Here is a 12,916-nt window from a genome sequence, read left to right as displayed (position 1 = left end):
CTCCTGTTTTTTGCCATACTTAAACCACGATGTTACGCAATTAATCAATTCTTCTCCAGTCCAGCGAGGCTAGTAATGGCATTTTTAGACGGTATCAAACGGCAATTACGTTCGGTTATCGAATGGGAAAATCCCGACCCCGATCTGTTGTTGGCGCAATGGACTGAAAACGGCGACGAAATCAAAAATGCCTCCAAATTAATCGTCGGTCCGGGGCAGGGCTGTATTTTTGTCTATCAGGGCCAGGTCAAGGCGATTATCGACGAACAATGCATGATCAATTTAGAGACCGATAACGTACCGTTTTGGACCACAATCAAGAAATTCATGCGGCTTTTCGAGAGCGAGCATAAGGTGGGGATTTATTTCTTTCGTAAAACCAAGATTCTCGATCAGAAATGGGGCACCACCTCGCCAATTAAATATCAGGACCCCAAATATCATTTCCCGGTCGCTTTAAAAGCTTATGGCAACTACAGCTATCAGATCGCCGATCCCGGAGATTTTTTCGTCAATATCGTCGGTAGTCATAACCAGATGCGTATAGACGATTTTCGCAACATTCTTTCCGCGCGGATCATCAATCCCATTTCGGATTATCTGGCGGAATGTCAGCATAGTTTTGCCGACATCGACGCCAACCGTGACGAAATAGCCCGAGGCATAGCCATCAAACTGGCCATCGTGTTTCGCAAACTGGGTTTTAATATTAGCGATTTTCGTATCGAAGGTACTGATTTTGATGAAGATACCTTGCGCCGCATCAATCGTATTGCCGATCTGACCGCTGAAGCGCAAGCCGCGCAAGCGGTGGGTTTGGATTATGCCAAGGTGCAACAGCTGGATGCCTTACGCGACGCCGCTCGCAATGAAGGCGGCGGCGCCGGGCTTGGTATGGGAATGGGTGCCGGCATCGGGCTGGGGCAAAGCATGGTGCAATCGTTGGGTTCTGCGACCAATCAGGCCGCTGCCGATAGCAATCAAACTGTCGCCAAGTTGACCGAATTGAAGCAGCTATTCGAAGCGCAGCTGATAACCGAGGCAGAATACGCCGCCAAGAAACAACAAATATTGGACAAATTTTAGCATGGCCAACTGCAGCAGTTGTTCCGCACCCTTACCCGCCAACACGCAATATTGCAGTTATTGCGGGGTCCGCAATGACATTGATCTGTTAGGTAAGCATGACTATCAAGTCATTGATGCCACCAGCGAACGAGTTTGTCCGGAATGTGAACAAAGCCTGCAAACCATAAGTCTGGATGCCACAGGTGCCTTGCATATCGAGCGGTGCGCCAACTGCTATGGCTTGTTTTTCGATCCCGGTGAAATAGAAACCTTGCTGGATAGCGCGGTAGCGCCGGTGGTGACTGTCAATTTGGAGCTGCTGAGCAACATCAACCAAGACCGCTATCCGAAAAATGCCACCGTAAAATACCTTAAATGCCCGGTGTGCCAGGTGTTAATGAATCGGGTGATCTACGGCTATCGCAGCGGCGTCATTATCGATCAGTGCAGAAGCCATGGTATTTGGCTGGACGGCGGACAAATCAGTCATCTGCTGGAATGGAAAAAAGCCGGCGGCCAGATTTTGAATCAGCAAAAAATTGCCGCCAAACAAGAAAAAGCCAGCTCCGAGCAATTCAAAAAAGCCTTTCGGAAAGACTATTCCCGCCCGCAACAAAGCTATGGCGAACCAAGCATCGACGGCGATTTAGTGGCGTCGGTAGCCGAAGTGATATTCAAGATATTTGAATGATGCATATTCCTTATTAAGCCTGCCATCCACCCAGTCGTATTGAAAAACGCAGTGGGTCAGATGGGAATGGGGTAGTATTGACTGGCGGCTTTTAGAGTTGATGAATTGGCGTAATCGAGCCGTCGCTGCCAGCATGCAATAATTTACAATGGCAAGGAAGGACAAATAAGCTGTCATTTAAAAATGTATGCGCACGGATCTAGTGTAATTGCGCATTTCGAGGTCAACATTCTTTGGTGTACTTTGTCGTTAATCTGAGCCATGTGGTTCGCTAGGTTCCGTCACATTTATATGCGGGCGGATTAGAGACTTCCCCAATAACAGCTCTGGTGCTAGATGGAATACAACAAGGCGCAATCGGTTTATGTCACTGTGAGCTTGAATGCCTTCGATACCGTGCACCGGAAAAATCAGGCGTTCAATTATCTGGACTGACCAAAACGTTCGATTGACGTTAACATAATATAGGGAACCTAACTCCATGGCCCATGCCAGTATCACCCGCATCGTATTACGAAACTACAAAAGTATTGGTTATTGCAACGTAAAACTGGACCAACTCACCTATTTAGTAGGGGCAAACGGTTCCGGTAAAAGCAACTTCCTTGATGCCTTGCACTTGGTAAGAGATGCCTTAACAAATTCGTTGGACAACGCATTAAATGAACGCGGAGGCCTGTCGGAAGTACGCAGGCGTTCAATGGGCCATCCAAATCATTTCGGTATTCGTCTGGAGTTTTCACTCGCTACTGGGCAAAAAGGACATTATGCATTCAATGTCGGAGCACTTTCTGGTCAAGGCTATAAAGTGCAAACCGAGGAATGCGTCTTGGAAGGTATCGGTAAAGGTCCGTTTTTCCAGATCGATAAAGGTAAACTGCGCAACAGTAGCGAGGCGACGTTCCCCTCGGTAACCTCTGATCGCTTAGCCTTGGTTGCCGCTTCCGGCTTGACCGAATTTCGTCCGGTTTTCGACCTGTTCACAACCATGGGGTTTTACAATCTAAACCCCAAATTAATGCGCGAACTGCAAAAACCGCAAGAGGGTAAATTACTAAAGCCGGTTGGCGAAAACATCGCTAGTGTCATTGGACACTTAGAAAAAGTATCTCCGGAACGTATGACCATTATCCAGGAATATTTACAAACCGTCGTACCTATGGTTCATGGCGTCGAACGTAAGCCCATTGGTCCGATGGAAACCCTCGAGTTTCGTCAAGACATGGCCGGAGCCAAACATCCCTGGCGTTTTCTGGCGCAAAACATGTCTGACGGCACCTTAAGGGCATTGGGAATATTGGCTGCACTATTTCAAGGTAATCGGGATTACGCACCTACCTTGATTGGCATCGAAGAACCGGAGACAGCTTTACATCCGGCTGCAAGCTCAGCTTTGCGCGAAGCGTTGAATCGGGCTTCGCAAGAAACTCAAATCATCGTCACCAGCCACAGCCCGGATCTGCTCGACGATCTGCAATTAAGCGCCGATTCTTTATTGTCGGTGGTTTCCGAAAAAGGCGAAACCCGGATCGGCCCCGTCGACGAAGCCTCTCGGCAAGCGATTCGAGACTCGCTGTTCTCTGCCGGCGAGTTGCTGCGCCTCAATCAACTAGCTCCCGACCGCAAACAACTGGAAGCGCAAGAACAAAAACAAACCGATTTATTTGGAGACAGCCAGCCGTGATCAATGTGACTGCGATTGTGGAGGGCGATGGTGAAGTCATCGCTTTACCAGTCCTATTAAGGCGGCTCAACGAGTGGTTAACCCCAGACGTGTATGTCGATGTAAGCTATCCGATTCGTGTTCGCCGAGACCGCTTCCTAAACAAGGACGACGAATTTCGCCGCCACCTCAGCCTTGCCGCCAACAAATGCGGCGATAAGGGCTGGATATTGATCTTATTCGATGCAGACGATGACTGTCCTGCCGACCTAGCTCAAGAGATTTTGCGGCGTGCCCAAATTATCGTTCCTCACCGTAAAATTTCTGTTGTGTTGGCAAACAGGGAGTACGAGGCCTGGTTTATCGCAGCCGCTGAATCGCTACAGGGAATTCGAAGCTTCAACTATGATCCGGCAAAGGCCGTCGATCCTGAGCAGCCGCGCGATGCCAAGGGCTGGATAAAGGCTTGTATGGCCAACCGGTCCTATGGCGAAACTACCGATCAACCGGCGTTTTCCGCGCAAATAGACTTGCAGTTAGCGTTTGATCGTAGTCGCTCGTTTAGAAAGCTTTGTAGCGAATGGAGCAAGCGGTCAGAGGTTCCTAGCCCTTAGAATGTGGTAAATAACGTGCAACGCATCGTTCAAGATCGGTGTGGTTCATAAAACCACATCCCCTTATCTACGTCGGCTTTTTGCCGAGGGTTACCGGTCATGATTCTTTTAATCGGACTATAGGTTTGGGTGAGGCAAGGAGCCCCAACATCAAGGCCGGCTCGAGTTTTCAATATCGATAGCTGTTTGTGCTGGATTGACGTCTCGCTGTCGGGGTTTGGTGGGTAAGCGGAGGCTAGTTGTGTGGGGTTTCTGCTGTGAACCGACGCTCTAATATTTTGTACCCCATCTTGGGTCAATCGTTCTTGATTGAAATCTTGCAAGGCAATTTGCCGGCCTCGAAAGGCTAATCGGCTTGCGCGCAAGCTTGTGTAGCTTTGCGTTTACAGCGATTTGGCGCGCGCGAATAGCTATTTACCTTGCGGGCCAGCTTATTCTGGCTGGCGATTAAAGTGATTTGCCATTGACGAGCACCATTTTGGCTGGCGCGCTGGCTTATGCAGGTTTGCGATGGCAGCGACTGGCTGGTCGCGAATGGCCTTTTGGCTTGCAGATATGCCGAAATGCTTGGCGTTCAAGGATAAAAGGTATTCGGGCATAGCGAAAAGCTGATCTCGATAGTCTTGCTGCCAAGCGGCTTAGGCATTTTGCCAAGCCGTCTTCCGCAGCCGCCTGCGAATTTCGCTACAAAGCAATAAGCTATTAGTTTGGGAAGGAATCGGGGATTCACAGCCGATACCCTCGATTCTGCTGGCGCTGCAGGCTACGCAAGTTCAGCTCAGTCGAGCAATCATAAACACTATCTGGCGGCTATCCGAGTCACTGCGCGGCGGCCGGCTTTGGCCGGCCTCCAGCCCAATCCGTGGTGATTTTGTAATCGGAATACGCAAATAAACGGCTCAGGAATTGGCGTGAGCTGCCAATACCGCAGGTAAAAAAAACTCCGCCACCAATAGCGGTTGCCGATGGATCGCGTAAACCGTTCGCCGTCCCCAAATAGCATCGTCAACACCAACCGCTGCTTGCAGACCTGACGACCAAATACCCGTATCAGCCCGGCTGAACTGTCTCTGGCGGCGTTCCAAATCCGGATAGGCGAAAATCACTTCACCCAAGGGCCGAGTGCCGAGATGGGATAAATTGCGGTGGGCGATTTCGATAGTGGGTTCGGGCAGGATGGTGCGGGCCAGCACCAAGGGCTCGCCATCGGCATGCAACAACACTTCGCGGATCAATTGATAGCGGCAGGGCGGCAAGTCCAATAGTCGGCATTCATCTATAAAAGCCGGCTTCCAGCGGTGGAATAACACTTTTACGCCGAAGCGGTTGCCGTGGATGCCGCGCAGACGTTTGGTCAGCGAGCCGGTTTCGTTGAGCCAGGATTGCAGATCGTTCGGCAGTTGCCGTTGGCTGCTTTGTTCGTGGCTTTTCCAGATGGGTGGGCGGCTGAATAGAAAACTTTTGTCGGGCAAGCGTTAAACCTCGGCGTAATGGCGGCTATGGCCGATCCAGCGTTGAATCAGCGGTTGAATGGCGTTGGGGTGTTGGCGATGAATCAGTTGCGCGGCGGCGGGGATCAGCTCTAGCAGGTCGCTGTCGCGTTCAAGGTCGGCAATTTTAAACTGAATCTGCCCGGTTTGGCGGGTGCCCATCACTTCGCCGGGGCCGCGCAGTTCCAAATCTTTTTCGGCGATCACGAAGCCGTCGTTGCTTTCTTTCAGGATGGCTAGGCGTTGCTTGCCGGCTTGCGAGAGCGGTGCTTGATACAACAGCAGGCAATAGCTGTCCTGATTGCCGCGGCCAACCCGACCCCGCAATTGGTGGAGCTGCGACAAGCCCAAACGTTCCGGGTTTTCGATGATCATCAGACCGGCGTTGGGTACGTCCACGCCTACTTCGATGACGGTGGTGGCGACTAATAAATCGCAATCGCGATTTTTAAAAGCCTGCATCACCGCGTCTTTTTCGGCCGCTTTCATCCGGCCATGTACCAGACCGACACGCACATTCGGCAGGGCTTGGCATAGATAGGCGGCGGTTTTCTCGGCAGCCTCGCATTGTAGAACCTCGGATTCCTCGATCAAGGTGCAGACCCAGTAGGCTTGGCGTTGCTGCGCCACCCAATGCTCAATGCGGCCGATGACTTCTTCCCGGCGTTCCGAGGAAATCACGCTGGTGGCGATGGGTTTACGGCCGGGCGGCAGCTCGTCGATGATGGAAATATCCAGGTCGGAATATTGCAACATCGCCAAGGTGCGCGGAATGGGCGTGGCAGTCATGATTAATTGATGTGGCCGTAAGCCGCCATGCTGGCCTTTTTCGCGCAGAGCCAGGCGTTGATGGACGCCGAAGCGGTGTTGTTCGTCGATGACGATCAAACCCAGCTTATGAAAATGCACGCTGTCTTGAAACAGCGCGTGCGTGCCGATCACGATATTGGCGGAGCCGTCGGCGAGCGCATCCAACGTGGTTTGCCGGGATTTGCCTTTCAATTGGCCGGTCAGAAACAGCACTTGGTGGCCGGTTTCGGCGAACCACAGGCTGAAGTTGCGAAAGTGTTGTTCGGCTAATAGTTCCGTGGGTGCCATGATCGCGACTTGATAACCCGAGTTCAGTGCCAGCAAGCTTGCCAGAGCTGCCACCACGGTTTTGCCGGAACCGACGTCGCCTTGCACGAGACGCAGCATGGGTTGCGCTTGGCGGCAATCGCTTTCGATCTCTGCGCTAACCCGTTGTTGCGCAGCGGTCAATTGAAACGGCAAGCCTTTCAGAAATACTTGTTTGGCGGCCTGGTTTATGTCAAAAACCGGCGACTGCCAGCTTTTATAAGCCAATTTGCCTTGCAGTAGCGCCAGATGGTGGGCTAAAAACTCTTCAAAAACCAGGCGTTTTAATGCGGGCAGGGAGCCGCCGTTGATGATCTCTGCCGACAAATGCGGCGGCGGATTATGCAGGGTTTGTAGCGCATCGCTCAGGCAAGGGTAGCCGTGCTCGATCAACAACTTAGCCGGTAGCCAGTCAGTAATAGCACTGTCGCTTGTTAAACATAGTGTTAGCGCCTGTTTGATAGCTTTACGGAGCGCGGATTGGGAAATGCCTTCAGTCAGCGGGTAGACCGGCGTCAGCGTGGTTTCTAGTAGTTGCTCGGCGGCAGAAACGATTTTGTATTCCGGATGTATCATTTCCAGGCCGTTGTAACCGTAACGGATTTCGCCGAAACAGCCGAGCAGGGTGCCGGGTTTTAGCTGCTGGCTTTGTTGTACGCTGAAATGGAAAAAACGGATCGATAAACTGCCACTGTCGTCGGCGATGCGGCAAATCACGCTGGGGCGTCCGCGCTGGATGCTGTCAGTAAATTCTACGGTGCCGCAAACCAGGGTGGTCATGCCTGGCATCAGCTGGGAAATGGGCGCGATACGGCTGCGATCCTGGTAACGCAAGGGCAGGTGGAACAACAGATCTTGTAGGGTATGGATGCCCAGTTTTTCCAGGCGGGCGGCGGATTGGGAACCGATGCCTGTCAAGGTGGTGACAGGCTGTTTATGCGGTTCCAGATGACTCATGAATCAATAAATAAGGCGAAAAAACGCCTCGTTGTTTTGATCAGTAGTATTCGTTGCGTAACACCATCACGCCGTCCATTTCCACGCCAACGCCTTTGGGTAATGCCGCCACGCCTACTGCCGCACGAGCGGGGTAGGGTTGGCTGAAGTATTCGGCCATGATTTCGTTGACGATAGGGAAATTGCTTAAATCGGTGAGAAACACATTGAGTTTGACGATGTCGTTGAAGTCACCACCGGCAGCGTCGGCGACGGCTTTCAGGTTATCGAATACCCGGCGGATATGCACGGCGATGTCGCCGTCCACGACTTGCATGGTTTCGGGGTCAAGTGGAATTTGTCCGGATAAATAAACCGTCTCGCCAACTTTGACGGCTTGCGAATAGGTGCCAATCGCTTGTGGGGCCAGAGGTGTCGAGATGATTTCCTTGTTCATGCTATGCCTTGATGCGGGTAATTTTTAAAACGATGGAGAGTTTTTTCAGCTTGCGGATGATATTGGCCAGATGCACGCGATCCTTTACGGCTAAGGTCAGCAAGTCCACCGAGACCCGATCATCCTGACTGACCACGGTAATGTTTTCGATATTGGAATCCATGCTGGAGATGGTCGAGGCAATGGTGGCTAGCGAACCGCGTTGGTTTAACAGCTCGATGCGGATTTCAGCGGGGAATTCGCCGCTGGCTTCGGGGCTCCATTCCACATCCAGCCAGGTAGTCTGTTTTTTTCTGACTTCGTTGCTGTTACGGCATTCGTGATGATGGACGACTATGCCCTTGCCGGGGTTGAAGAAGCCGATAATCGAGTCACCCGGAATCGGCCGGCAGCATTTGGCCAGGCTGACGACGATGCCTTCGGTGCCTTTGATAATTAAAGGGGTTTTATGCGTGGATTCGTTGTCGTCGAGTTTGACCGCCGCGTTCACGTCGGTTTGGCTGATGCGTTTGGCCACCAGGAAGGGCATGCGATTGCCCAAGCCGATGTCTTCCAGCAACTCGTTCATGGAGTGTTTTTTTAATACCTGCAACACCTGAATGATACGGGTGTTATCGACATTTTCCAGCTGAATGTTCAGGCTTTGCAGCTCTTTTTCCAGCAGGCGACGACCCAGATTGATCGCTTCTTGCTGGTTGAAGTTTTTCAGGTAAGCGCGGATGCAGCTGCGGGCCTTAGCGGTGGTGACGTAGTTTAGCCATAGGGGATTCGGTCTGGCCCAGGTGGCGGTAATCACTTCCACCGTCATGCCGTTTTCCAGCTTGGTTTGTAGCGGTACCAATTTTTTGTCGATGCGTGCCGAAATGCAGGCGTTACCGACGTCGGTATGCACCAAGTAGGCGAAATCGACGATGGTCGCGCCGCGCGGTAGTTTGATGATCTTACCCTTGGGGGTAAATACGAAAACTTCTTGCGGGAACAGATCGACTTTTAAGTTATCAATGAATTCCAGCGAATCACCGGCAGATTTTTGGATCTCCAGTAAATCGCGTAGCCACTCATTGGCACGGGCCTGGATGGTCTCACTTTTATCGTTGTCGGATTTGTATAGCCAATGCGCGGCAATCCCCGATTCCGAAAGGCGATGCATTTCGTGGGTACGAATTTGAATTTCGATAGGTACGCCGTAAGGGCCTATCAATATCGTGTGCAGCGACTGATAGCCGTTGGCTTTCGGTAAGGCTATGTAGTCCTTGAAGCGGCCCGGGACGGGTTTATATAAATTGTGCACGCAGCCTAAAGCCCGATAACAGTCGTCGACCTGATGGCAATAAATGCGGAAAGCGTAGACATCAAAGACATCGGTAAAGGAAATCCGTTTGCTGAGCATTTTTTGATAAATGCTGGCGATGTTTTTTTCGCGGCCCGCCACTGCACCGTCTAAGTTGGATTCGTTTAGACGATTTTGGATGGCATTTTGGATGGTGTCGATGATTTCCTTGCGGTTGCCGCGCGATTTTTTCACGGCATTATTGATGGCCGTGTAGCGGTTGGGGTACAGCGCTTTAAAGCCCAGAGACTCCAGCTGATGCCGAACGTCGTTCATGCCCAGCCGATTGGCGATAGGGGCGTATATTTCCAGCGTTTCCTTGGCGATGCGGCGTTTTTTATCGACCGGCATATTGCCCATGGTTTGCATATTGTGCAAACGGTCGGCGAGTTTGACGACGATTACCCGCAGGTCTTGCGCCATGGCAAGGAACATTTTTCTGACGTTTTCCGCTTGCGCTTCGGCGCGGGAACGGCTATCGATTTTGGAGAGTTTGGTTACGCCATCAACCAGTTCGGCCACTTCGACGCCAAATTGCTCGCCCAGTTGTTCCTTGCTGATAGGGGTGTCTTCTATGACATCGTGCAGAATGGCCGCCATGATGCCATGGTGATCCATGTGCATGCTGGCCAGTGTGATCGCCACGGATACCGGATGGCAGATATAGGCTTCGCCACTTCTGCGGAATTGCCCGGAATGAGCGGCCGCGCCGAAATGATAGGCGCGGATCACATCGTTGATTTGTTCTTGGTCGAGATAGCTGCGCAGGATCTCGCAGAGCTGGTGAAGAAGTTTTTCTTCAGGATGCTCGATAGCAGGTAGCGCTGGTGCGGATTTGACAGCTATCTCGGGCATGGGCGTTAGATTTCCAGATGGGTTTCCGAAACGTATCCCGCGCGATGCAAACGGTCGATATTTTCTTCGTTGACAAAGCCGGCGGCAATTTCACGAAGTGCCAGCACAGTGTCTTTGTCTTTGCCGCGTGGAATGAATTCATCGGCGCCTTTTTCCAACTGCCGTGCTCTTTTGCTGGCGAGTAACACCAATTTGAAACGGTTTTCAACATTTTCCAAACAATCTTCAACGGTAACGCGTGCCATTATTAAACCTTATCTGAGTTTGCGGGGGATCTTTGCCCGGTAGACTGTAACAGTATCGAGCGGACAAGGTTGAATTATAAGATAAATGGCGCACTTAGGCCAATCGAGGCTGCAAGCGGCTAGGTGGAGAAAGTAAAACGACAGGCAATAAAAAGCCCGCTATACGCGGGCCCGTCCTGTTTGTTGTAATTATTATTGTTATTGTGTTGGACGCCTGCCTTAGGGCAGTTTAGTCAAGCAATTACTATTTTATAGTTATTATTATCAGCCGTTTTACAGGCTGTTTCCCTCCCCCCCTCAAAGATGCAACCCGTTAAGGTTGAATGCACTCCGTATTCAAGGTGGGCGAAGTGTATTTTAAAAAAAACCGGGTGTCCAACAAAAAAAGCAGTTTTATTTCGGGAAATAGTTTTGCCACGAAATTAATTTTCTTAAACAAAAACTTAGCTCGTATCAGGTTTTTCTAATGCTTGGAATTAGCGTTCCATTCGGCGCGATTCTTCCTCGCTGAGAAAGAAATTTAGCCGTTCGTTGAGGATGGCCTGTAGTTGAAAGCTGAGATCAGTCTGTTGTTTTGCCAATCTGATTTGCATGATGGCCGCTTCGGTTTCGCCGCTGGCGTAATAGTATTCGGCCATGTAACGATGCGATTCCCCGGGCTGTTTGAGGTCGGCAAAAATCTGCGCGAGCAGTTCGTAATAATACGGCTGGTCTTTCTCGCTGTCCGACAAGCTTTGTAACACTTGTTTTGCACGTTGTGGTTGAGCGTTCTTGACCAGGCTACGGGTATATTGAATTTTTAGAGCGTCATTGCTGGGGAAGGTGTTAATCGCTTTCTCAAATAATTTGCCGGCCTTTTCGTATTCGTGCGCATCCATCGCTGTGCGGGCCAGTGCCGATATATATTGCGGTTGCGACGGGTATTGCTCGGTGAGCTTTTGAAAAATTTCGCTGGCTGCGGCGTATTGTTGATTTTCCAAATATACCAAGCCCATGCCATAGCGGGCGACAGCTCGTTGCTCGGGAGTGCCTTGCATTTCGAGCGTGGTGAAATGCTGTAGCGGCGTGCGTTTGTCCTGCGCAGTCAGCACGGTAAGCTTGGCTTTGGTCAACAAATACGCTAATGAATCCGGATATTGCCGGTAAGGATAGATTTCCGCTCTGCCGCGGGTGTCGGCCACCCGATTTTCGGATACCGGGTGGGTTCTTAAAAATTCAGGTACGCCCTTGCCGTAATAGCGGGTCGATTGCTGTAAGCGTTCGAAAAAAGTCGGCATGCTACGCGGGTCGTAATTGGCGCCGGCCAGGGTTTGCATACCCACCCGATCCGCCTCTTTTTCGTGGTCGCGGGTAAAATCGATTTGAAACTGAATATTGCCGGCTTGGATTGCCATTAAAGCCGCTTGCCCCATGTTGGGTGACTGGGTGCCGATTAAAATCGCCGCTAATGTGGCGGCGACGGTCGGAATCGACAGCTTGCTGGCTTTTTCAATGGACCTATATAAGTGGCGTTGAGTGACGTGGGCAATCTCGTGAGCCATTACCGATGCCAGTTCGCTCTCTGCTTCGGTCAACAAAATCAAGCCGGAATTGACGCCGATGTATCCACCTGGGCCGGCGAAGGCGTTGATATTGGGGTCCATCACGACAAAAAAGTGGAAGGGATTGGACGGCGTGTCGCTGTGGGACGCTAATTGCCGACCTATGCTCTGGATGTACTGCTGGATTTCCACATCCTGATTAATCTCGGTTTGTTGATGCAAATTACGAAAAAATGCTTCGCCGAATTCCTTTTCCTGAGCGGGGGAAATGATGGCGCCTGCTGAATCGCCCATGTCCGGCAGTTGGATTTTTTCGATGTCCAAGGCTCGCGGCGACGGACAAAACAGGATCAGGCCAAGGCTGAAAAAAAGAGGCTTAATTGTCATGGAAGCTCGGACTGGAAGCGGTAAATTTGGTTCAATGGTAAAACAATGCGCGGCAAAAACGGGCAGCTTGAGTGTGCTCGTATTAAAATACGCTGAGTATTGAATTTAACAATTATTTTACAGCGCGATGAAATATGCCGTACAAGTTAATGCCAGCCCTTACGCCAGCAATGCCGGCCTGAACGCCTATCGGTTCATTCAAGCGGCGTTGGCGGCCGAGCACCAAATTCTGCGAGTATTTTTTTACAAGGAAGGTGTCTATCACGCTTTCCGTTATGCCCAGCCTCCTGAGGACGAATTCTCGATTACTCGACATTGGTCGGCTTTGGCTGAGCAATATGGTGTGGATTTAGTGGTATGCATCTCGGCGGCGCAGCGCCGGGGTTTATTGTGTCTTGATGAGGCTGCACGGCAGGGTAAGCAGGATGACGACACGGCGCCAGGGTTTCGGATAGCCGGTTTAGGACAGTGGCTGGAAGCGACTTTGCTGGCTGACCGCAGTATTGTTTTCGGTTAACTGTGC

The 12,916-nt window shown here is 51.2% G+C and carries 11 protein-coding genes; 5 read left to right on the top strand and 6 right to left on the bottom strand.

Annotation, left to right across the window (positions count from 1 at the left end):
* The first annotated feature begins 75 nt into the window (after positions 1-75).
* The 4 genes from EBB_RS22520 to EBB_RS22505 all read left to right on the top strand — a co-directional run bounded on the left by EBB_RS22520 (position 76) and on the right by EBB_RS22505 (position 4,036).
* Positions 76-1,086, top strand: coding sequence for an SPFH domain-containing protein (locus tag EBB_RS22520; protein WP_192395907.1), 1,011 nt, complete (start codon positions 76-78; stop codon positions 1,084-1,086).
* A gap of 1 nt (position 1,087) precedes the next feature.
* Positions 1,088-1,759: a TFIIB-type zinc ribbon-containing protein gene (locus EBB_RS22515; RefSeq protein ID WP_192395906.1), complete on the top strand. Its 672-nt coding sequence runs from the start codon at positions 1,088-1,090 to the stop codon at positions 1,757-1,759.
* 481 nt (positions 1,760-2,240) lie between these two features.
* Complete coding sequence (locus EBB_RS22510) at positions 2,241-3,443, top strand: AAA family ATPase (RefSeq protein ID WP_192395905.1); 1,203 nt, start codon at positions 2,241-2,243, stop codon at positions 3,441-3,443.
* Positions 3,440-4,036, top strand: coding sequence for a DUF4276 family protein (locus EBB_RS22505; RefSeq protein WP_192395904.1), 597 nt, complete (start codon positions 3,440-3,442; stop codon positions 4,034-4,036). Before EBB_RS22510 ends, EBB_RS22505 begins: the two co-directional genes overlap by 4 nt.
* Positions 4,037-4,935: 899 nt before the next feature.
* Here EBB_RS22505 and EBB_RS22500 read toward each other — a convergent pair.
* The 6 genes from EBB_RS22500 to EBB_RS22475 form a co-directional block, all read right to left on the bottom strand.
* Positions 4,936-5,508: a chorismate--pyruvate lyase family protein gene (locus EBB_RS22500; protein ID WP_192395903.1), complete on the bottom strand. Its 573-nt coding sequence runs from the start codon at positions 5,506-5,508 to the stop codon at positions 4,936-4,938.
* Positions 5,509-5,511: 3 nt separating this feature from the next.
* Positions 5,512-7,599 (bottom strand): ATP-dependent DNA helicase RecG, encoded by a 2,088-nt coding sequence (gene recG, locus EBB_RS22495; protein WP_192395902.1) that lies wholly within the window; start codon positions 7,597-7,599, stop codon positions 5,512-5,514.
* A gap of 40 nt (positions 7,600-7,639) precedes the next feature.
* Complete coding sequence (gene ridA / locus EBB_RS22490; protein ID WP_192395901.1) at positions 7,640-8,035, bottom strand: deaminase RidA; 396 nt, start codon at positions 8,033-8,035, stop codon at positions 7,640-7,642.
* 1 nt (position 8,036) lies between these two features.
* Positions 8,037-10,220 (bottom strand): RelA/SpoT family protein, encoded by a 2,184-nt coding sequence (locus EBB_RS22485; RefSeq protein WP_192395900.1) that lies wholly within the window; start codon positions 10,218-10,220, stop codon positions 8,037-8,039.
* Between the two features lie 5 nt (positions 10,221-10,225).
* On the bottom strand, positions 10,226-10,465 hold the full coding sequence (gene rpoZ / locus EBB_RS22480) for a DNA-directed RNA polymerase subunit omega (protein ID WP_020482113.1): 240 nt from the start codon (positions 10,463-10,465) through the stop codon (positions 10,226-10,228).
* 476 nt (positions 10,466-10,941) lie between these two features.
* Complete coding sequence (locus tag EBB_RS22475; protein ID WP_192395899.1) at positions 10,942-12,393, bottom strand: M48 family metalloprotease; 1,452 nt, start codon at positions 12,391-12,393, stop codon at positions 10,942-10,944.
* Positions 12,394-12,520: 127 nt separating this feature from the next.
* Here EBB_RS22475 and tusD point away from each other — a divergent pair, with 127 nt between their 5' ends.
* Entirely contained in the window at positions 12,521-12,910 is a 390-nt protein-coding gene (gene tusD / locus EBB_RS22470; RefSeq protein WP_026604410.1) for a sulfurtransferase complex subunit TusD, read from the top strand.
* Positions 12,911-12,916 lie beyond the last annotated feature (6 nt).

Origin of the sequence: Methylomonas fluvii (assembly GCF_014850975.1) — a bacterium.
GTDB lineage: Bacteria > Pseudomonadota > Gammaproteobacteria > Methylococcales > Methylomonadaceae > Methylomonas > Methylomonas fluvii.
This window is presented reverse-complemented; position numbering and strand designations above follow the sequence as displayed.